The 19,965-nt window shown below is 51.2% G+C and carries 22 protein-coding genes; 1 reads left to right on the top strand and 21 read right to left on the bottom strand.

The features are described 5' to 3' along the window. Window positions 1-3: 3 nt before the first annotated feature. The 13 genes from A3842_RS17630 to pth form a co-directional block, all read right to left on the bottom strand. Complete coding sequence (locus tag A3842_RS17630) at window positions 4-504, bottom strand: S1 domain-containing RNA-binding protein (protein ID WP_036696437.1); 501 nt, start codon at window positions 502-504, stop codon at window positions 4-6. A gap of 124 nt (window positions 505-628) precedes the next feature. Beyond that, entirely contained in the window at window positions 629-964 is a 336-nt protein-coding gene (locus tag A3842_RS17625) for an FtsB family cell division protein (protein ID WP_074086931.1), read from the bottom strand. Between the two features lie 21 nt (window positions 965-985). Further along, window positions 986-1,549, bottom strand: coding sequence for a spore cortex biosynthesis protein YabQ (yabQ, locus tag A3842_RS17620; RefSeq protein ID WP_074102235.1), 564 nt, complete (start codon window positions 1,547-1,549; stop codon window positions 986-988). Continuing rightward, window positions 1,546-1,830, bottom strand: a complete 285-nt coding sequence (gene yabP, locus A3842_RS17615) for a sporulation protein YabP (RefSeq protein ID WP_074086929.1) — start codon at window positions 1,828-1,830, stop codon at window positions 1,546-1,548. The genes yabQ and yabP overlap by 4 nt, the downstream gene beginning before the upstream one ends. A 179-nt stretch (window positions 1,831-2,009) precedes the next feature. Beyond that, the gene (locus A3842_RS17610) at window positions 2,010-2,288 is read right to left on the bottom strand and encodes an RNA-binding S4 domain-containing protein (RefSeq protein ID WP_038584395.1); all 279 of its coding nucleotides are present in this window, start codon (window positions 2,286-2,288) and stop codon (window positions 2,010-2,012) included. Continuing rightward, window positions 2,288-2,560 (bottom strand): HU family DNA-binding protein, encoded by a 273-nt coding sequence (locus A3842_RS17605; protein ID WP_074086928.1) that lies wholly within the window; start codon window positions 2,558-2,560, stop codon window positions 2,288-2,290. The genes A3842_RS17610 and A3842_RS17605 overlap by 1 nt, the downstream gene beginning before the upstream one ends. Before the next feature lie 323 nt (window positions 2,561-2,883). Further along, window positions 2,884-4,383: a bifunctional methyltransferase/pyrophosphohydrolase YabN gene (gene yabN / locus A3842_RS17600; RefSeq protein ID WP_074102234.1), complete on the bottom strand. Its 1,500-nt coding sequence runs from the start codon at window positions 4,381-4,383 to the stop codon at window positions 2,884-2,886. 178 nt (window positions 4,384-4,561) lie between these two features. Then, window positions 4,562-6,238 (bottom strand): putative polysaccharide biosynthesis protein, encoded by a 1,677-nt coding sequence (locus A3842_RS17595; protein WP_074102233.1) that lies wholly within the window; start codon window positions 6,236-6,238, stop codon window positions 4,562-4,564. A gap of 144 nt (window positions 6,239-6,382) precedes the next feature. After that, entirely contained in the window at window positions 6,383-6,925 is a 543-nt protein-coding gene (gene spoVT / locus A3842_RS17590; protein WP_074086925.1) for a stage V sporulation protein T, read from the bottom strand. A gap of 206 nt (window positions 6,926-7,131) precedes the next feature. Then, complete coding sequence (locus tag A3842_RS17585) at window positions 7,132-8,187, bottom strand: peptidylprolyl isomerase (protein WP_083609632.1); 1,056 nt, start codon at window positions 8,185-8,187, stop codon at window positions 7,132-7,134. Then, on the bottom strand, window positions 8,174-11,698 hold the full coding sequence (gene mfd, locus A3842_RS17580; protein WP_074102231.1) for a transcription-repair coupling factor: 3,525 nt from the start codon (window positions 11,696-11,698) through the stop codon (window positions 8,174-8,176). Before mfd ends, A3842_RS17585 begins: the two co-directional genes overlap by 14 nt. Before the next feature lie 133 nt (window positions 11,699-11,831). After that, on the bottom strand, window positions 11,832-12,062 hold the full coding sequence (gene fin / locus A3842_RS17575; RefSeq protein ID WP_074086922.1) for an anti-sigma-F factor Fin: 231 nt from the start codon (window positions 12,060-12,062) through the stop codon (window positions 11,832-11,834). 89 nt (window positions 12,063-12,151) lie between these two features. Next, on the bottom strand, window positions 12,152-12,712 hold the full coding sequence (gene pth, locus A3842_RS17570) for an aminoacyl-tRNA hydrolase (protein ID WP_074086921.1): 561 nt from the start codon (window positions 12,710-12,712) through the stop codon (window positions 12,152-12,154). Between the two features lie 92 nt (window positions 12,713-12,804). On the opposite strand from pth, the gene A3842_RS17565 reads away from it, so the two are divergent. Next, window positions 12,805-13,005: a hypothetical protein gene (locus tag A3842_RS17565; protein WP_074086920.1), complete on the top strand. Its 201-nt coding sequence runs from the start codon at window positions 12,805-12,807 to the stop codon at window positions 13,003-13,005. A gap of 79 nt (window positions 13,006-13,084) precedes the next feature. Here the strand turns inward: A3842_RS17565 and A3842_RS17560 are convergent, their stop codons facing one another. From A3842_RS17560 to yabG, 8 genes are all read right to left on the bottom strand, one after another. Next, entirely contained in the window at window positions 13,085-14,038 is a 954-nt protein-coding gene (locus tag A3842_RS17560; protein ID WP_054944031.1) for a ribose-phosphate diphosphokinase, read from the bottom strand. 82 nt (window positions 14,039-14,120) lie between these two features. Then, window positions 14,121-15,530, bottom strand: coding sequence for a bifunctional UDP-N-acetylglucosamine diphosphorylase/glucosamine-1-phosphate N-acetyltransferase GlmU (gene glmU / locus A3842_RS17555; RefSeq protein ID WP_074102230.1), 1,410 nt, complete (start codon window positions 15,528-15,530; stop codon window positions 14,121-14,123). A gap of 171 nt (window positions 15,531-15,701) precedes the next feature. Continuing rightward, window positions 15,702-15,989: a septation regulator SpoVG gene (spoVG, locus tag A3842_RS17550; protein WP_020425826.1), complete on the bottom strand. Its 288-nt coding sequence runs from the start codon at window positions 15,987-15,989 to the stop codon at window positions 15,702-15,704. Between the two features lie 211 nt (window positions 15,990-16,200). Beyond that, window positions 16,201-17,028 carry a pur operon repressor gene (purR, locus tag A3842_RS17545; protein ID WP_074086918.1) on the bottom strand — a complete coding sequence of 276 codons (828 nt, stop codon included), beginning with the start codon at window positions 17,026-17,028 and terminating at the stop codon, window positions 16,201-16,203. A gap of 104 nt (window positions 17,029-17,132) precedes the next feature. Beyond that, the gene (ispE, locus tag A3842_RS17540) at window positions 17,133-17,987 is read right to left on the bottom strand and encodes a 4-(cytidine 5'-diphospho)-2-C-methyl-D-erythritol kinase (RefSeq protein WP_074086917.1); all 855 of its coding nucleotides are present in this window, start codon (window positions 17,985-17,987) and stop codon (window positions 17,133-17,135) included. A gap of 186 nt (window positions 17,988-18,173) precedes the next feature. Continuing rightward, the gene (locus A3842_RS17535) at window positions 18,174-18,353 is read right to left on the bottom strand and encodes a small, acid-soluble spore protein, alpha/beta type (protein ID WP_074086916.1); all 180 of its coding nucleotides are present in this window, start codon (window positions 18,351-18,353) and stop codon (window positions 18,174-18,176) included. Between the two features lie 130 nt (window positions 18,354-18,483). Further along, a complete protein-coding gene (gene veg / locus A3842_RS17530) occupies window positions 18,484-18,759 on the bottom strand; it encodes a biofilm formation stimulator Veg (RefSeq protein WP_019914493.1) in 276 nt (91 codons plus the stop codon). Between the two features lie 258 nt (window positions 18,760-19,017). After that, complete coding sequence (yabG, locus tag A3842_RS17525) at window positions 19,018-19,920, bottom strand: sporulation peptidase YabG (protein WP_074102229.1); 903 nt, start codon at window positions 19,918-19,920, stop codon at window positions 19,018-19,020. Between the last annotated feature and the right edge of the window lie 45 nt (window positions 19,921-19,965).

Raw genomic sequence — 19,965 nt, 5'->3', positions numbered from 1 at the left:
AAACTATACGCGCTTGGCCCCACGGCCTCCACGCTTTCCTTCTGTGTTCTTCTTGATCGAAGATATCCGTTCTTCGCTGTCTTTCAGGAAGCGTGACATTTTATCCTCGAATGAAGGTTTACCGGCTGCAGGCTTGAATGGACGCCCTCCCCGTTCACGATTAAATCCACCGCCGCCTCCACCACTGCCGCCACCGCCGCCGAAACGGTCTCCACCGCTTGGACGTTCAGGTCTTGGAGCTCTGGGGGGACGTACTTCCGATGCCGGCTTATCTACGGCCTGCTTAATGGAAAGTCCGATCTTACCGTCCTTGTCAACGTTAATCACTTTGACGGTCACCACATCAGCAATCTTCAAATGATCATTAACATCTTTGACGTAATTATCGGCGATTTCCGAGATGTGAACGAGACCTGTGACACCTCCTGACAGATCCACAAATGCTCCGAAATGCGTGATGCCTGTCACCTTGCCCTCTAACTTGGTGCCCACTTCAATTGCCATAGAATAAAATGATCCTCCCTTAAAAATATACAGACGAATATAAAGTCCATCCTGTCTGCGGTGATTTGATTATACAGTAAAGAACAAATCAAGGCAACACAGCGAAAGCCCCTTTTGGCCTGCTTTATTTCCCTGATTGCTCTGTACGAATAGGTGTTTCGCCTTTAGGATACATATTGTACCATTTACGCGCCAATTGTCCGACATACTCATCATCATTCAGGCGGGATACTTCATATTTCAGTTGATTAAGGGAAGTGGTCACCGTCTCATTGCTCTCTTGCTTCTTGGCGAGCTGTTCACTCTTTTCTGCAATAGCCGCACTCTGGGCAAAGAAAATAAAACCGGCCCAGCCAAAAAACACAGCAACAACGAGCGTCCATATGAATTTCCTTCTCTTCGTGCCTGCGGCCGAAGCTTTATGGCTATTCCCCTTCTCTTCCGCAGAGAATCTGTTCATGCAGCGTTCCTCCAGTTCAAGTCAGTGTTTCCTTTTGGTGTGTATCCATGCTACGCATCTCGTGACCCAGCCGCTGTGGCGGAGCCGGGAAACATGTGGAGAGATCCACCTTACAGGAAATACCCAAATGGGTTTCGTTAGACGCAGCAGCAGCTTTAGAATAAATAACAGGATACGGCCCAACAGCTGCAGTATGCCTCTCAAGAGGCGCCACAACAAGCGCAGCGGTACACCTATTAACACTTCTATAACTCTCCATAGCAGTCTGCACGTATACTGAACCGACTGAATTAACATTACCACAAAACGGCGCACCGTAACACTGAAGATTAAAAAATAGATCCATACGCCTAGAAACAGTCCCAAGAAGACATAAAACCTCAATTGTCCCTGATTTCCGGCATAAAGCATGCGAAAGACCAGCAGCGCCGCCCATAACCAATACAAGAGATCGAGAAGCGCATTCAGCCACTTGGGAAAGCTTAATTTCAGCGACAGCACCCGGTAGCTGTCATAGGCCAGTCCCATGGCTGTGCCGGCCAGCATCATATAGAACAGGGTCATCCACTGAACTGTGGGATTCATTTAAACAGCTTGCCGAGTAATCCTTTATTTTTACCTTGCGCTCCGGGATCTAGATAAATCAGGGATTGCACATTGCCCTCCAGAGACAATATGCCATTCTCCAGACTTAAGTTTTTGATATGTAAATGATTTCCCCGAATGGTGAGATGGCCAAGTTCCGTACGCAGCAGAAACTCTTCGCTGTCGAAGCTTTCCACGTTCTGCACACCGGTAAGCTCCAGCTGTTTGCGGCTGTGCATGTGCAGATCGTGCTGTTTATTGACTTTTACTGGCTCGATCATAGCATGTACCCCTCCTTCTTGATTCTAATCTATGGGGGAAGGAGAGGTTATAGAACAGAAACGGCACAAGTGGAAACGGCTAATTTATTGCGTGAACCTCGAAACTCTTATATTTTCAAAAAAAGCGCATACTCCACAGAATGCAGAGCAGCGCTTTTCTAGAAACTTTACAAATCTGCTTACCAGTCGAGGCCGCTGCTTTTGGCAACAGGCTCTTCACGAAGCAGTGTATACATACCTGCGGCCTCGTCCTTGCGGGTCGTTTCGACCAGCTTTTCCACTTTGACCGTCACAAGTTTTTGACCGAATTGCACAGTGATCTCGTCGCCGATCTTCACTGTACTGCTCGGCTTGGATTCTTTCCCGTTGATCAGCACCCGGCCTTGTTCGGACACATCCTTGGCCACTGTGCGGCGCTTGATCAAGCGGGAGACTTTCAGGAATTTATCAAGACGCATTAGTTGACGGCTTCTTTGAGCTTGTTGCCAGCCTTGAAGGCCGGTACAGTCGATTCTGGAATTTCAATCGGTGTGCCCGTTTGCGGGTTGCGGCCGGAGCGGCCGGAACGTTTGCGGGTTTCAAAGGTACCGAATCCGATCAGCTGCACTTTATCGCCTTGTGCAAGGGCTTCGGTAATTTCGCCCAGTACTCCGTTCAATACAGCTTCTACATCTTTTTTTGCCAATCCGCTTTTTTCGGAAATGTTGTTAACCAAATCTGTCTTGTTCATAATTTGAAGTTCCTCCTAGGATACAAAAAAATAAATGAAACGCGATTGTGCGCCAGGATAAGCCGCAAACCGTCATTTCGTCTTTATGATATTCTTGATGCCAACCCGAATTCCTGCCACGAACCGCCAATTTTTTAAAAATATAAGTCTTAATATGCTGAGTGCTATAGAGTATCCTTCTATTTCCCGCCGAAAAATCCCGGGCTTATAGCACTATAACACTATAAACTACTCTTTGCATTTCAAATCAGAGATTTGGGCGCATTCACAGCATTGCCGCTTTATCGGAGGGCTATACCGGCTGTACGGGCAACTCTATAAAATTACAGCTTTCGTTCTTCCTTTTTTGCTTCCTGCCAGAGTGCTTCCATCTGTTCCAGGCTGCTCTCCTGAACGGTAGCTCCCTGGCTGCGCAACTGCTGCTCAATATAATGAAACCGAGAGACAAATTTGCGGTTGGTGCGGGTCAGCGCCTCTTCCGGGTCCGCATCGATAAAGCGGGCGGCATTGGCGGCTGCAAATAACAGATCCCCCAGCTCCAGCATCTGCTCCTCCGCTGAAGCACCGTTCTCGATAGCCTCCTGCAGTTCGTCTGCCTCCTCGCGGACTTTGGCCAGAACGTCATGAACGTTGTCCCAATCGAAGCCTACCCTGGAAGCTTTCTTCTGCAGCTTATAAGCTTTCATCAGCGCCGGAAGATCACGGGGAACTCCACTAAGCGCAGAGTCAGCTTCAGGTTTCAGGCCCTTGCGCCGTTTCTCCTCAGCCTTCATGCCCTCCCAATTCTTCAGCGCCTCTTCGGCATTGCCCGCTTCGGTATCCCCGAATACATGCGGATGACGGAAAATCAGCTTGTCATTGAGGCCTTCAATCACATCATAGACATTAAAAGTTCCGAGCTCCTCTTCCATCTGGGCATGCAGCATAATCTGGAGCAGCAGGTCTCCCAGCTCTTCCTTCATATGATCCGGATCATCCTCGTCAATAGTTTCGAGCACCTCGTAAGTTTCCTCAATCAGATTCTTACGCAGCGACTCATGAGTCTGTTCCCGGTCCCAGGGACAGCCCTCCGGACTGCGCAGAATATCAACGATCTCATGCAGACGGGCAAAGCTGCGCCGTCTTGCTGTCTCTTCTCGGTTCGCCGGCACATAGACTAGCGAGAGATTGCCAAAGCCTGTAAGGCGGTCAAGCTCATAGAGCGGTACGCGGTCTATCTGCTCTTCACCTTCCACTCCGAGTGCATGCCCTACAATGATCTCATACTCCGGCGGATACAGCTCCATAAGGCAAAGCTTGGTCTCGGAGGCCGTAAAGCTGTCGTACACCTGGCCGATCAGTGTATGCAGCTCGGGCTGAAGCTGGGAGCTGCGGATGCCCGAGGCATCCAAAAGCTGAAAGCCCTCAATCGGATCAAAACCCAGACGCACAAAAGCCTCGTCCAGGAAGCTTTCCCCGCCTAGAATATCCAGCTTGATTCCCGCTTGCGGGCAGCGTTCCCGCAGCAAAGAAACAGCCGACTCGGCAACCATCGGATGTCCCGGAACGGCATAGACCATTTCTGTACCCAACGGCGCCGAACCCGCTTCCTCGATTAATTTCGCCGTAATCGCTTCATATACTTCAGGAAAAGATGACAACGATTCATACAGGCTGTCAAACGACTGTGAAGCAATCCCAAGCTCAGCCAGAGCCGCCATGACCGGATGCTCTGCAGTCCGAACGTAAACGATAGATGCCGCCTTCAGCTTCTTGATAATGCCCAGCGTCAGCCGGTCCGGATTCCCCGAGCCAAGCCCAACCACTGTTAGTGTTGCACTCATGCGATTCTACTCCTTCCAGGCGGCCGCTGCCCTTAATAGCATGTGACCGCTCTATGTAGTGCTGGTATTTCAATCCGTACCGCATTTCAACAGGACTGCTAGCGTTGATTTATGACCGGCCAGACCCTTTACGGATAAACCGGAGGGACTAGCCTAATCCAAGCCAGCGTTGCCGGCTTTAGGGAAACAGGCGCAGCTTCTTCAGCTTGTCCGCCAGCCTCGGGCCGAAGCCCGGCAGCTGGCGCAGTTCACTTTCGCTCAGCAGGCGAAGGACTACCGTGCCGATGGCGAAGACAGCGCAGCCTGCGAGCACGCCGAGCAGGCTCTGCGCCAGGGCCGCGGTGCGGCTGCCGCCAAGGCCCGCGGCTTCTGCCGCAGCGCCGGTAGCGTAGCTCACGGCGCTAGCGGCCAGGGCCAGGCCCGCCAGCAGCAGCGCGGGCCGCAGCAGGGCATCTGCCAGGCGCAGCCGCAGATGGCCCTGGCGGTGCAGCAGCAGCACGTTCAGCGCTGCTGCGAACCCATGCGCGGCCACGCTGGCGATGGCCGCGCCGGTAATGCCCTGCTGCGGCACGAGCAGCAGGTTCAGGGCCGCCTTGAGCAGCGCGGCGGCCAGGAGGTGCAGCGCCGGCGCGCGCACGGCGCCAAGGCCCTGCAGCAGCGCGGCCGAGATGATGCTGACCGTACCGCCAGCGGCGGTGAAGGCCAGCCAGGTCATCGTGCTGCTGCCGGAAGCGTCGCCGTACAGTGCCACATTGATCGGCTCCGCAAGCACCGCCAGGCCTGCGGAGGCGGCCAGGCCCAGCAGCCAGAACCAACGCAGCGACAAGCTGACGCGGGTCTGGATTAGCCCCAGATCGCCCCGGTACTTGGCTTCTGCGAGTGCCGGGATGAAGACCACAGACAGCGAAGTAGCGAGCATCGTGACGATCTGCACCAGCGGCAGGCCGCGGTTGTAGATCCCGAACTGCGCCATCGCAGACGCTTCGCTCCCGCCAGAGGACAGCAGGCGGGGAACAGTGAATACATCTACCAGCCCGATGAGCGGCACGGCCAGTGCCCCCAGCATAACTGGAAGCCCATAGGCCAGCAACTGCAGGATGCGTGTACTCGACTTCGGACTGGCGGGAGCTGCCGTTCTCTGCTCTTGTGTCCATGAAGTCTCAGCCATCACTTCCGATGTGGCAGCAAGCCCCGGCTCCGCTTGACGGCGGCGGTGCCTCCGCAGATACAGCAGCATGATGAGCAGACCGGCTGCACCTCCTCCGGCTGAGCCCAGTAGCGCCCCGGCGGCAATGCCTGACGCATCTGCATGAATCGAAGTCAGATATAGCAGCAGTGCGATCATAACAGCAACGCGCACCGACTGCTCGGCCACCTGGGAGACGGCAGTAGGGACCATATTATGAAGGCCCTGAAAATAGCCCCGCAGCGCAGCCATTAGCGGAACAACGGCCAGCCCCCACGCGCTGGCCCGTAGTGCAGGGGTAATATGCGAATTGCCGACCCATGCCGAGAGGAGTGGCGCACCTGCGTAGACCAGAATTCCAATTACCACCCCGCTCACACCGGTAAGGACAGCAGAGAGCCTCAGTATCCGGCGTCCTTCCTGCTCTTCCCTACCCGCAGAAGCTTCTGCCACGAATTTGGAAACAGCTGACGGCAGGCCCAGCATCGCCACTGTTACCAGCATGGTGTACAGTGGATATACCGTGTTATAAATACCGAATACAGCATCTCCGCCCAGATTTTGCAGCGGGATTTTCTGCAGGGTGCCAATCAGCTTCGATAGGATGGCTGCTGCACTAAGAATGAATGCCCCTTGCAGCAGTTTCGAGCCTTGCGACTTAAGTTTCATACATATACCTGCTTCTACAGCTATAACTGCTATGATGGGATGAATTTCTATATTATAACGCATAGGGACACCCCACGACAAAAACCCCGCCACCCGCTTGGCTTATTTCGCCAAAGGGGAAGCGGGGCTTCCATGCCACAGAAGTTACTGCTCCATTTGTTTGCCCAGGAAGGCAGCCGCGGTTTCGGCCATTTTCACTTCCATCTGCGCCATTTTCACCGAGTCATCCTTATTCAGCAGGACGACACAGCCGATGGGGTCTCCACCGGAAATGATGGGTGCAGCCACATACGAAGAGACGGATTCCGGATGGTCTTTACCAATGTCATAGCTGCCTGCATTCGTTTCAAGTACAGTCTTCCGGCTCTCCATTACTTTCTCAAGCAACACCCCAACCTGTTTCTCTAGATAATCTTTTTTTGAACCTCCAGCCAAAGCGATAAAAGTGTCGCGGTCGGTGATCATGGTAATATGGCCTGTTCCTTCAAAGAGTGATTCTGCATACTCCTTGGCAAAATCGCCCAATTCCCCAATCGGAGAATACTTTTTCAGTATGACTTCACCGTCACGGTCGACGAAGATTTCCAGTGGATCACCTTCACGGATACGCAAAGTACGTCTAATTTCTTTGGGGATAACAACTCGGCCGAGGTCATCAATACGGCGAACAATTCCAGTAGCTTTCATTTCACATGTTGCCCCGCTTTCTTAAGAAGTATGGTCCAACTACTGTTCATTATGGGAATGGATAATCCCAGTGATTTATCGAAATATCTGACCATAGTATTCATCTCTTCCCAGTTCCTTATACATCGATCCCGCATGTATTATATAAACGGAGACGGCCCCCTCACATTATGCGAGGGGGCCGTCTTATTGATATCTGTCGTATATTATTGGGCCGCTTCCGTTGCAGCCGGAGCCTTAGCGCTTGGTGCGGCTGTAGGCTTAGTTCCGCCATTTGCTGCTCCCGCAGCTGCAGAGCTCTTCGGCAAATTAATTTTGACATCGAGTGATTTCAGATCCTTCTCAAGGTACGATTCCAGAGCCTGGGACGCGAGTGACCCCTTGATGGTTCCCTTCTGTTCATCGGTCAGCTTATCAAAAGGGGTCTCTGTTCGGGATTCCACTTCCATCACGTGATAACCGTAAACGGTCTTGACCGGATCACTAATCGTATTCAGCGCCAGCGTCTGGGCAGCCTTCTTGAATTCCTCCACATATCCGCCCAGGGCCTTGTCCTTAATTTCACCGCCGCTTTCCTTGGACCCGGTATCATCAGAGTATTGTTTGGCTGTCGCAGCAAAGTCCGCCCCGCCATCCAGCTTAGCCTTCACTTCCTTGGCCAGCTTCAGCGCATCTGCATCGGTGCGTTCCTTACCTGCAGCATCCTTAAGACCGATCAACACATGGCGTAGCGTAGCTACCGTGAAGTCGCCTTTAGTTTTTTCAAACTCAGCTTTTACCTGGTCGTCTGTAACTTTCAACAGCATGTCCTGATATACAGTCAGTACACGCAGCATGTAGGAATGAATATCTTTTTCTGTCAGATTCGCTTCCTTCAGCGTACTTTCATAGGTTTCCCCTAAGCCTGTCTTAATGGAGTTTACTTGTTCGTCTGCTTGCTTCTCCGCTTCTTTCTTCGCGGCATCCGTAGCCTTGCCAGACAGATATTCAAATGCAACTTCCTGCTTCAGGATGGATTCCTTGAAGGCATCAATTTCCAGGTACTGCGCCTGCTGTGGCGACAAAAGTTTCATAACACGGGTATCCATTTCAAATTCTTTTTCGGTAATTTTACCGCCTTTGTACGTAGCTACCGCAGCGCTTTTATCTTCAGCCGTATTACTGTTATTATTGCTGCTGCAAGCTGCCAGCATAGAGAAAGAAATGGCCGCCGCAAGTGAAACTAGCAGCACTTTCCAGGATTTTGTTTTATTTGATGACATCATGTAATTCTCCCTTCGATTTTAAAGACTGTTTGGCCGCCGCCAGGAACTGTTCCAGCAAATCAAGCAGTTCCTTGTCCCCCAGATCCTTTGATTTCACACGGATGGTTGACTTGGCGTCCCTATCAAATTGTACACGTCTTTCAAAGTTATTTCCAACCTTAGCGAGCTTTGCCGTGTCAAAAGCGCCGGTGCTGCCTTCATGGAAGTTAAGCGAGACCTCATCGCCCCGCCGGACCATCGATTCCATTCCGTAGAGCTTGCCATATACCTTCAGGCGGGCTACAGATAACAGGTTGACAACAGCCTCAGGCAGCTCACCGAAACGGTCGAGTAGCTCGTCTTCAAGTTCTGCGGCATCTTCAAGGGCAGCCACCGCAGCAACTTTCTTATATATCTCTATTTTTTGAATACTGTCATAGATATACTCGGATGGCAGATAAGCATCAATCGACAAGTCAATCACCGTATTTCCTTGCTTAAGTGAGGTATCCTCTTCACCCAGCACGCTGACTTTGCGTTTGCGGATCTCTTCTGCAAGCATCTGCGAGTAGAGATCAAAACCGACAGACGCAATGAATCCGTGCTGTTCAGCACCAAGCAAATTGCCCGCTCCGCGAATGGAAAGGTCACGCATGGCGATTTTGAAGCCGGAGCCAAGCTCCGTAAATTCCTTAATCGACTGCAGCCGCTTCTCGGCTACCTCAGTAAGCACTTTATCCCGCTGGTACGTGAAATAGGCATAAGCAATCCGGTTGGAGCGGCCTACCCGCCCGCGAAGCTGATACAGCTGGGACAGCCCCATTTTGTCAGCGTCATGTACAATCAGCGTGTTGACGTTCGGAATATCTACCCCTGTCTCGATGATGCTTGTGCTGACCAGTACATCGTATTCCCCATCCAGAAAGTCAAGAATGGTCTTCTCCAGCTCTGACTCTGACATTTGGCCATGACCAATGCCAACCCGGGCTTCCGGAACGAGCATGGAGATTTGCGCAGCCATTTCCTGAATACCCTGAACACGGTTGTACAGATAATAGACCTGACCGCCCCGGGCCAGCTCACGCTCTACAGCCTCACGGGTAAGCGTCTGGCTGTGCTCTACCACGTACGTCTGTACAGGAAAGCGATTCTCCGGCGGTGTCTCAATGACTGACAAGTCCCGCACACCGAGCATGGACATATGCAGGGTCCGGGGAATAGGTGTCGCCGTAAGAGTAAGTACATCGACATTGGTCTTCAGTTTTTTGAGTTTTTCCTTATGTGTAACCCCGAAACGCTGCTCCTCATCCACGATCAACAGACCCAGATCCTTAAAGACCATATCCTGCGACAACAGCCGGTGCGTGCCAATAACCACATCTACGGTTCCCTGCCGTACACCCTTGATTGTCTCATTCTGCTCCTTGCGGCTGCGGAACCGGCTGAGCACCTGGATGTTAAGCGGATAATTGGCAAAACGCTCGCGGAAGGTCTCGTAGTGCTGCTGGGCCAGAATCGTCGTTGGTACCAGCACCGCAACCTGCTTGCCTTCAATCGCAGATTTAAACGCGGCACGAATGGCTACCTCCGTCTTGCCATAGCCTACGTCACCGCACAGCAACCGGTCCATCGGACGGTTCTGCTCCATATCTTTCTTGATTTCTTCAATGGCCCGCAGCTGATCGCGTGTCTCTTCATAAGGGAACATCTCTTCGAATTCGTGCTGCTCCTGGGTATCCTTCTCAAAGCCATAGCCCAGGGCACTCTGACGTTCAGCATAGAGCTTAATCAGATCATCGGCAATATCCTGTACCGAAGACCGCACCTTACTTGTAACTCTCGTCCATTCATTACCGCCAAGCTTATAAACCTTCGGCTCCTTATCTTCCGAGCCCACGTACTTCTGAATCAGATCAATTTGTTCAATCGGTACGGAGAGTTTATCTCCTCCGGCATACATAATATGCATATAGTCCCGGTGAATTCCGCTGACCTCCAGCGTCCCGATTCCCATATACTTCCCGATCCCGTGATTTTGATGAACAACATAATCACCAATCTTCAGTTCGGTGTAGCTTTTGATCCGTTCAGCATTATCGATGCCTTTGGATACCTTGCGCGCCTTGCGCTGCTTCTGGGAGAACATTTCTCCTTCGGTAATCACCGCAAGATGAATGGAAGGCAGTTCAAAACCGGAACCCAAATTGCCTTGAAGAATGGTAGGCTCCTCAATGCCATAGTCGTACAGAACCCTGCGGACACGCTCCATCCGTTCTTCACCATTCGCTAGCATAATCACTTTCACGCCGGATTTGTGCCACCGCTCCATCTCCGATTTCAGCACATTCATCTGGCCATGGAAGTCCTGCATTCCGCGGCTGATAAAGCCCAAAATATTCTGCGGCTGAATATGGGGAACCTGGCGCAGGAAAATCGACATGAACAGGCTTTGGAACGGCCGTTGATACATGACGACATCACTCTCCACAGAAAGCTGCAGATCAGGCAGTGTCTTTCCGTTTTGCAGCAGGTGCAGGTTCCATTCCGATTCATCCCGCTCAAGCTGCTTCGCTGTTTCCAGCAATCTCGCTGGTTCATCCAGCACCAGAATCGTATCCTTCGCCATGTAATCGTACAGATGGGTACGCTCAGGATATAAGAGACTAATATATTTATAGATTTCCGGAAAATAAGTGCCTTCGCGGAGCATTTCCAGCTCCCGGCCCATTTCCTCGCGCAGACGCAGCTTCGCCTGGCGGTCCGCCATCTTTTCGAGCTGCCGTTCCAGCATTGCCGCTGCTTCTGTAGAAGCCGTATCCTGACGCAGCTGATCAGCAATAATTTCCTTGGCAGGTGTGATCTTCACGCTGTTTACCTTGTCGATCGAACGCTGGTCCTGCGGATCAAAGGTTCGGATGGAATCGACCTCATCATCAAACAGCTCCACCCGGTAGGCCAGGGGGGAAGTCATCGGATAGAAATCAATAATACCGCCTCGGACACTGAGCTCGCCGCGGTTCTCTACCCGCTCCACCCGTTCATAGCCCATCTCAATCATGGACATCAGGAACTCATCAAGAACAAGCGTCCCATCCTGGGAGATCGTTACCTCTGCGTCTGCCATCACATGTGGCGAAGGAAGCAGGCGGCGTACACCGGAATAGGGAACAACAACAACGCCACGGAAGCCCTGGGCGCATCTCGTTAACACATCAATCCGCTGGGCAAGTGTCTCAGGGCTTGAGACTGCCGCCTCGGCGGCAACCAGCTCATTGGCAGGGTAGAGCAGAACGCGATCCGGAGAAAGCGCTTCCTGCAAATCCTCAGCCATCTTCTGGGCAGAAAACATATTATGAGTAACTACAAGCAGCGGACGTGAAGTTTCTTCATGCAGCGCCGCCAGCATGATTTGTCTGGCCGAACCAGACAAACCCGATATGAGCTGCTCCTTCATGCCTGCAGCTACACCTCGGGTAACGGACTGAAAATCGGGATCTTTGGAAAATGCTTCTATAAGACCTTGTAACAACAGGCGCACCTCTCTTACTAAACAGGCTGGCACTGCCCTGACGGGCAGATGCCACCTATTATAATTAGAATCGAAAACAAGCCTTAGCATAAGGCCAAGGCTTGCGGATGACGATAGAGACAGCCGCTGCCACTTACTGAAGCGGACTGGCCAGCAGACTGAGCTCGGGGTTATTGTCCAAGGCTTCCTTGCAGTAGTCGCAAGTCACCTTTACCGTAATCTCGCCTTCTGAATCATACGCTATGATATCTCTGCGCTCCGCAGGGGTCAAGGAATGTAGGCCCAACTGCATTTCTGTAATATCACTTCTCTGGATGCTTCCCAGAAATGTCCGGCAGTGCCTGCATACATAGTTTATTGCCATCTATATGCCTCCTGAAGGTAGTATATTACCTTCAGTATGCCCCGCCTGATTAAGCTTTAGCCTTAGGGGGAATTATCGCCTCTAGGCAATTAGCCATTAAATTTAGCCATAGTCTGCTCAAATGTATGCTTCATACTGAACTCCAGAGCGGCACAGGTGTCCTGAATCATCGTTTCCAACTTATCCCCATCCTTCTTAGGGAAGGTAGATAGAACATAGTCGACAATAGCAAATCCAGGCTCAGGCCGGGATATCCCCATCCGCACACGGTTGAAGGTTTGGGTTCCGGTATGCTGTATGATGGACTTAATCCCGTTATGGCCGCCGGCGCTTCCCTGGTAGCGCAGCCGGACTTTACCCATTTCCGTATCCAGATCATCATACACAACAATCATATCTTCAAGCTGTACTTTGTAATAATCCATATAGGCACGAACCGCTTCCCCGGAGAGATTCATAAAAGTCATTGGTTTGATCAGAACGGTTTTGATACCGTCAATCACACCTTCACCAATAACGGACTTACATTTGTTCTGATTAAAAACTATGCCATATTTAGCCGCCAGTTCGTCCAAAGCCATAAAGCCGACATTATGCTTCGTTTTGGCGTACTGCGGTCCGGGATTTCCGAGTCCAACTATCCATTTCATGATGCGGCTATCCTTTCCTTCTAGACACCTCTCGGCAGAGGCGTTCCGTTTTTGGTACAATAGGCGTATATTCCAAAGACAGGTGATGAAACATGCTACATCAAGGCGATATCTTAACGCTTCAGCGCCATTTCCAGTACCACATCCAACATGCTGTGCCTGTCGAGGTATATAGAGGCAACGTGCACGTTGACATCGGGATGGTGACAGCTGTGGATGAAGGTTTTGTGGAGCTTCAGGGGACCCTTTATAACCGTACCCTGTTCACCTTCGTCTCTCGTCCGGGATACTAGAGACAGCTTCTGCATTACGCCGACAAGGGTTACATCTTCCTCGCGAAAGGTGTAACCCTTTTTCTATACCCTGGGCAATCTATTCTATTTCAAACAATTTACTGATCGACAGCTCTTCATGAACGCGGATAATAGCCTCGCCCATCAGTGGAGCCACGGACAGAACCTTTAGCTTCGAGGTCGGATTGTCGCTGCGAATTGGAATGGTATCCGTCACGATAATTTCTTTGATTGGAGAGTTTTCCAAACGTTCATGTGCAGGACCTGATAATACGGGATGGGTGCAGCACGCATATACTTCCTTCACGCCGCCTTCCATCAGAGCATTGGCTCCCAGTACAATGGTTCCGGCTGTGTCGATGATGTCATCGATCAGAATCGCTGTTTTGCCCTCGATATTACCGATGATGTTCATAACCTCACTTACATTTGGCTCTGGACGGCGTTTGTCGATAATCGCCAGCGGCGCGTTCAGGAAATCAGCAAGCTTTCTTGCCCGCACAACACCGCCATGGTCAGGAGACACTACTACAGGATTCTGAATCTGCTTGGAGCGGAAATACTGGGCAAGAATGGGAACACCCAGGAGATGATCCACAGGAATATCGAAGAAGCCTTGAATTTGCATCGCGTGAAGGTCCATGGTAATGACGCGGTGTGCCCCTGCTTTTTCAATCAGGTTCGCTACCAGCTTGGCCGTTATCGGATCGCGGGAACGGGCTTTACGGTCTTGACGTGCGTAGCCATAGTACGGAATAACCACATTGATACTCTTCGCGGAGGCGCGCTTGAGGGCGTCGACCATAACCAGAAGCTCCATAAGATTATCATTAACCGGACCACACGTGGACTGTACGATATATACGTGGCAGCCACGAACGCTCTCTGACAGCTTAACCTGAATCTCTCCGTCGCTGAAGCTGGTCGTGTGGGATTCTCCCATGGGTATGCCGATGTAGTCGGCAATTTGACTGGCCAGCTTAGGATTGGAATTGCAGGTAAAAATCTTTAGTTTGGAATCGCAATAAGTCATAAAATATAAACCCTCCGTGACGGAATTTAACTTCCAAGTGAGCGCCGGCGCGGATTTGCGGGTCCGACCGGCGCCTTGGCTTCTAGCGCTCTACGATGGACTCGGACTGGCCTTTCTTGGCTTTGGCCCGGGCACGGATCTTCTCGGCATACCCTGGCTTGTTCTCCTGCCTTACTCTGGCAATAGCCAGATCATTCTCTGAAACTGAACGGGTAATGGTCGACCCGGCAACGACAAATGCACCTTTACCCACAGTAACCGGAGCTACAAGGTTCACATTACTCCCGATAAAGGCATCATCGCCAATCTCGGTTCTGGATTTATTGTAGCCGTCATAGTTAACGGTAATTGCACCGCAGCCCACATTTACATTCTTGCCAACCGTCGCATCGCCGATATAGCTTAAATGTGAGACTTTCGAGCCATCCCCAATACTGGCATTCTTAATTTCCACAAAATCACCGATTTTAACCTCTTCCCCAAGCACAGCACCTGGCCGCAAATAGGCAAAAGGCCCAACAGAGGTTCTTGCTCCGACCTGGGCCTGATTCAGCACGGAGTGCTTCACTTCAGCACCATCCATCACCACGCAGTCCTCAATCTCACTGGAAGGCCCAATGATGCAGTCCTCCCCGATGACCGTCTTCCCTTTCAGGGTAGTTCCCGGATAGAGTGTGGTATCTGCTCCGATGATCACATCGGCTGCGATATAGGTGGAAGCAGGATCAATAATGGTTACCCCGTTCAGCATGTGCTGACGGTTGATGCGCTGGCGCATCAGACCTTCTGCTTCCGACAAGGCCAAACGGTCATTAACGCCAATAGACTCCGCAGCATCATGAGCCTGATATCCCAGTACGATATCCCCCTGTGCCCGGAGTATGCCGATAACATCGGTTAAATAATATTCCTGCTGGTTATTGCTGCTCGTAACCTTCTCCAAAGCTGCAAACAGCTTCGTGTTATCAAAACAATAAGTCCCCGTGTTGATCTCATTTACAGCAGCTTCCTCCGGAGAGCAATCCTTCTGCTCCACGATCTTCAGTACGCCGCCATCCTTACCTCGAATAATCCTTCCATAGCCTGCAGGCTGCTCCATGACAGCTGTAAGTACGGTTGCAGCCGCATTCTGGCCCTCATGCAGAGCCATAAGCCCCTCCAGCGTTTCCGCTGTCACGAGCGGTGTATCTCCGCAGATTACAACTGTTGTGCCTGTTTCACCGCCGAGAAGGTCTTTAGCCTGCTTCACGGCATGGCCTGTACCCAGCTGCGTTTCCTGAAGAACATATTCCGCATTCTGGCCTACATAGGCTTTTACCTTCTCCGCACCGTGTCCGACAACTACAACGGTGCGCTGGCATCCGGTCGCTTTTACTGTATCAAGTACATGCCCTACCATCGGTTTGCCGCAGACGGGGTGCAGCACTTTGTATAATTTAGATTTCATGCGCTTGCCTTGACCTGCAGCAAGTACAACAGCCATTCTTTTCAAGAATGCCAACCCCCTACTTCTTTAGCTCACTACTGAATATATCTCATTCCGGGCAAAAAGAAAAGAGAACCATGAAGGCATGGTTCCCTTTTCTTCGAACCCCAATAAAAAAACGGCATGGCCTTAAGCCGCCCAAGTAAGGGCAGCCGTCCTTCAGAGTAAGCGACTGGCTTATGCTCCCTCTTCAATGACCTCTTCTTCTTCAGTAGCGGCGCGATCATACTCGGCCAGAACCGCGGATTGAATCTTCTCGCGTGTTCCCGAAGAAATCGGGTGTGCGATATCGCGGAATTCCCCATCCGGTGTACGCTTGCTGGGCATTGCAACGAACATCCCGTTATTACCGTCGATGACGCGAATGTCATGAACAACAAACTCGTTATCGATTGTAATGGATGCGATTGCTTTCATTCTCCCCTCAGAGTTAACGCGGCGGAGTCTGACATCCGTAATTTGCATGTGTGTGTTCACCACCTTTTTCCATCAGAGACTTGGTGTATAATTCCACACAGCAATGCGAATTCCTTCTTTTGGATTCCATAAAATGTCTGATGAAGAAGATTATTTTTGCCATACCATCGTTTTCGACACATTTCGTGAAGTTCTCTGTGTTTTCCTCACGGATTCGACATTTTAGCCAGTCTTATAGATATTAGGTTTACTCTGCCAATCAAGCGAAAAAATAATTCCCCGGATGTGCAGAGATCCGCCGTTCCTTAGAATCCACTTCACTTAACTTCACCAGGGATACATAGTCATGGAGCAGGCGCTCCTCGGTTTCAACAGCTCCGGATTCAACCAGCACACCTACACCGGCAACCTCAGCATTGAATTCACCCAGAAGATCGACCATGCCGCGTACGGTTCCACCCGCCTTCATGAAGTCATCCACAATCAGCACCCTCGACTTCTCCCTCAGCGCCCGTCTGGACAGCGACATCGTATGTATGCTTTTATGCGATCCCGAGACATAATTGATGCTTACTGCAGAGCCCTCCGTCACCTGATGGTCGCGGCGTACCAGCACTACCGGAAGTCCCAGCTGCGCGGCCGTGGCATAAGCCAGGGGAATACCTTTGGTCTCTACTGTCATTACCACGTCAATCTCTACACCATAGAAGGCTGTGGCGATAATCTTGCCGGCCTGCTCCATCAGAGACGGAAGCCCAAGCAGATCAGACATATACAAATATCCGCCAGGCAGTATACGGTCACTTTGTTCAAGCTGGCTGCATAGGCCGTCTACGAAGGCTAGCGCTATGTCTGTAGGCATCCTCGGAATATAGCGCACACCACCCGCCGCACCAGCGAGTGTCTGCAATTCCCCCATGCCTTCTCCTTCAAATACCTCTTTTATAATAGCCAAATCTTCACTTACAGATGACTTCGCCGCTCCGTACCGGTCAGCAAATGTTGATAGCGGAAGAAGAACATGCGGTTTTTCAAGCAAAAATTGGGTCATGTCTACCAAACGTTGGCTTCTTTTAAGTTTTTTCACGGAATGCTCCTCGCCAAAACCGAATATTATTAAAAATAATATCACTTTTGTACGGATTTACACAAGCATGGGGATCCATTCGACCACCGTCAGACAGCGTTTACTTAGTTCAGCGAACGCACAGCGTATACTTCCTTGCAAAATCCGCGCAGCCCATTGTAAATTCTGGCTACCTTCGATTGTTTTGACACCAGGCCAAATACCGTTGGCCCGCTGCCAGACATAAGTACGCCATCTGCACCCAGCTTCACCATAGCGTCCTTCAACTGCTGCACCTCCGGATGCAGCTTCAGCGTGACATCCTCCAGTACGTTACCGAGCCCCGCGCAGACGGCTGCGAAATCGCCTGCGGCGATCGCCTCCTGCATCCGGGAAGCGGATGGATGCACAGCGATGTTGTTCGCGCGCACGCGTCCGTACACCTCAGCCGTCGATACATTAATCGGCGGCTTGGCCAGGACGACCCAGCACTGCGGCGGACTTGGAATGGGAGTCAGCCGCTCGCCTCTGCCCGTTGCAAGGGCAGTGCCGCCTGTGACACAGAACGGGACGTCCGAGCCCAGCTCGGCGCCCAGTTCCTGCAGCTCCTGCGCTGGAATGCCGAGGCGCCAGAGCCGGTTCAAGCCGCGCAGCGTTGCCGCGGCGTCACTGCTGCCGCCGGCGAGGCCTGCAGCCACAGGGATTCTTTTGTCCAAATGGATATGCACACCGCTCCTCACGTTATAGCGGTCTTTAATAAGCCTCGCCGCCTGGAAGGCCAGGTTCTTCTCGTCCAGCGGAATATATCCGGCCTGGCTTGAGATAATAATAGAATCCCGTTTCAGCTCAGACAGCTCCAAGCGGTCCGCCAAATCAACCATAGTCATAATCATTTCAACTTCATGAAAGCCATCCGCGCGTTTATGCAGCACATCCAGCATCAGATTGATTTTTGCTGGCGCTTTTTCATACATTTTCAAGGCGTTCACCCACCCTCAGCTTTTCCCGTAAAAACAACTTAACATATTATATGAGAAACTCGTAACGAAGTCCATCCAGTAGAAAAGGTTTGTCGTCCTTTTTTTTCATTTTATCAAAAGTTCAGTACATACCGAAAAGGCACTGCCGTCGTGGCAGCACCCCTCGCTGAGTTGTTCCTGCAAGTCCTAATACGATTTGCGTGCGGCCTCCTCAGCCAGCTGAATGGCTCTTTTAACCATATTCCCGGCATCTTTCGCCCGAATTCCGCCCCAGCCATCACGTTCTACCGTCTCATAAAAACCCAGTTCCTTGGCCAGCTCCGTCTTCAATTCCTCTGACATCATGCCCCGTTTTCTGCGGCTCATTAACGAAATCCCTCCTTAAAATGATGGATGACGAGATTGTTGCTGCTTTAGTATGCTGCCAAGACCGGATGGCCATTCAGCCAAAAAGAACAAAAAGCAGCCTCCCCTGCGGGAGACTGCCCATAAACCGTTAAGCTTTAATATACATAATCCGCATCTGCCCATCATCTTCACAAACTGTGATTTCCACAGATTCAGTGAGGATATCGGCATAGCTGTAGGAGACTCGCTTGAAGGTTTGCTGCTCCTGATCCAGTTTGACAATAAATACAGAAGGGTACGTTTCTTCCAGGACACCGGTGCGTTCAACGGTTTTACGACGGCCACCGTTTGCACGCAACGTGATCTTATGACCGACGTGAGCTTCGAGACTGCGTTTAATTTCCAACAGCGCGTTATTAGCCATTGCCTGACGACCACCTCTTTCCTTGTCCATTATACAACTTTCCACCTTCATTGTCAAATCAAATAAATAATTATAGATGATGGTAAAAATGTTGTCAACGGAATTTTTTTAGCGTAGAGCAACGCTGACATTAAATCCTTGTTAGCCGTAATATCAGAGTCTAATATTCAATAAGCTAAAAACACCGTAAACAAAAAAACCCCACAAAAGTGGGGCTTAAGTGGGGATTTCTGAAATGTCTGTTCTCGTATCCTGCGGCTACATCATCACCGATGGTGCTACCTTTAGAGTAGACAGATTCTGCAGGCGCGGCATTCCGATACGGAAGCTGCCGCGGGTCTCGATTCCGCCCATGCCCTGGCTGCCGCTGATGGTATTATTCAGCACATCCCCCAGACTGACGGAATCCCGGATGGAAGTAAAAGATGCCTTTGCCGCTATATAGACCGGATCCAAAGCATGAATCAGAATTCTTCCGGGCGAGCTGGCAAAGTTGGCCCCCGCACCTAGCAGTGCCTCGAAATGGGACTGGCAGGCTCCTGCCACAATAGTCAGCGTATCAAAATTCCGCTCATATTCCCTCGCAACCCTAATGGCCGCTACGAAGTTCTGCGAATTTTTGTAACTATTCAGGCTGTAGAGATCATAAGTATGCTGCTGTTTGAGTACTCCGTCATGACCGGTAATGACAACAATATCCGGACGTACATGCGGCAACAGCCGGTACAGCGTTTCGGCCATCTTTGATTCATGAATATGATGACCTTCAGCGGGGATCCGCAGCTGCTCGTATAGATTAAGGCTCTTCTTCAAATACAGTGCATCACCATCCAGGTGCAGCACCTTTCCCGGCACCTCGAAGTAGGCCAGCTCCTTGGGAGACTGGGGCCATACTCCGGAGATACTCTCTCCGCTGCGCTGGCTCTGCTCCTGCCGGTCTTTACGCAGCCGGGTCAGGGATTCAGTAGCTTTAATCTGCGCCTGTTGTCCCCGCTCGGTAATACGGGTAGGAGGCACCTGCATCAAGTCTTCCAAAGGCGCATCCGCCAGCAGGCGAAATTCGGTACCTTTGATGACGGCCCCGTTCTGCACGATATTCTCCACCCGGAACGTTACATCGCCACCATAAGATTTGCGAACGACCAAGTCTCCTAAATTCATTTCAAACACCACCTCTACCCCATCGTATGGGCAAAGACCCTGGTT

Origin of the sequence: Paenibacillus sp. P3E (genome assembly GCF_001909045.1) — a bacterium.
Classification (GTDB): domain Bacteria; phylum Bacillota; class Bacilli; order Paenibacillales; family Paenibacillaceae; genus Paenibacillus_AQ; species Paenibacillus_AQ helianthi.
This window is presented reverse-complemented; position numbering and strand designations above follow the sequence as displayed.

Bases quoted from the DNA above. Each gene is read 5' to 3' on its own strand.
- A3842_RS17630 (WP_036696437.1), bottom strand. From the start codon at position 504: ATGGCAATTGAAGTGGGCACCAAGTTAGAGGGCAAGGTGACAGGCATC.
- A3842_RS17625 (WP_074086931.1), bottom strand. From the start codon at position 964: ATGAACAGATTCTCTGCGGAAGAGAAGGGGAATAGCCATAAAGCTTCG.
- yabQ (WP_074102235.1), bottom strand. From the start codon at position 1,549: ATGAATCCCACAGTTCAGTGGATGACCCTGTTCTATATGATGCTGGCC.
- yabP (WP_074086929.1), bottom strand. From the start codon at position 1,830: ATGATCGAGCCAGTAAAAGTCAATAAACAGCACGATCTGCACATGCAC.
- A3842_RS17610 (WP_038584395.1), bottom strand. From the start codon at position 2,288: ATGCGTCTTGATAAATTCCTGAAAGTCTCCCGCTTGATCAAGCGCCGC.
- A3842_RS17605 (WP_074086928.1), bottom strand. From the start codon at position 2,560: ATGAACAAGACAGATTTGGTTAACAACATTTCCGAAAAAAGCGGATTG.
- yabN (WP_074102234.1), bottom strand. From the start codon at position 4,383: ATGAGTGCAACACTAACAGTGGTTGGGCTTGGCTCGGGGAATCCGGAC.
- A3842_RS17595 (WP_074102233.1), bottom strand. From the start codon at position 6,238: ATGAAACTTAAGTCGCAAGGCTCGAAACTGCTGCAAGGGGCATTCATT.
- spoVT (WP_074086925.1), bottom strand. From the start codon at position 6,925: ATGAAAGCTACTGGAATTGTTCGCCGTATTGATGACCTCGGCCGAGTT.
- A3842_RS17585 (WP_083609632.1), bottom strand. From the start codon at position 8,187: ATGTCATCAAATAAAACAAAATCCTGGAAAGTGCTGCTAGTTTCACTT.
- fin (WP_074086922.1), bottom strand. From the start codon at position 12,062: ATGGCAATAAACTATGTATGCAGGCACTGCCGGACATTTCTGGGAAGC.
- pth (WP_074086921.1), bottom strand. From the start codon at position 12,712: ATGAAATGGATAGTTGGACTCGGAAATCCCGGACCGCAGTACGCCAAA.
- A3842_RS17565 (WP_074086920.1), top strand. From the start codon at position 12,805: ATGCTACATCAAGGCGATATCTTAACGCTTCAGCGCCATTTCCAGTAC.
- A3842_RS17560 (WP_054944031.1), bottom strand. From the start codon at position 14,038: ATGACTTATTGCGATTCCAAACTAAAGATTTTTACCTGCAATTCCAAT.
- spoVG (WP_020425826.1), bottom strand. From the start codon at position 15,989: ATGCAAATTACGGATGTCAGACTCCGCCGCGTTAACTCTGAGGGGAGA.
- A3842_RS17535 (WP_074086916.1), bottom strand. From the start codon at position 18,353: ATGAGCCGCAGAAAACGGGGCATGATGTCAGAGGAATTGAAGACGGAG.
- veg (WP_019914493.1), bottom strand. From the start codon at position 18,759: ATGGCTAATAACGCGCTGTTGGAAATTAAACGCAGTCTCGAAGCTCAC.
- yabG (WP_074102229.1), bottom strand. From the start codon at position 19,920: ATGAATTTAGGAGACTTGGTCGTTCGCAAATCTTATGGTGGCGATGTA.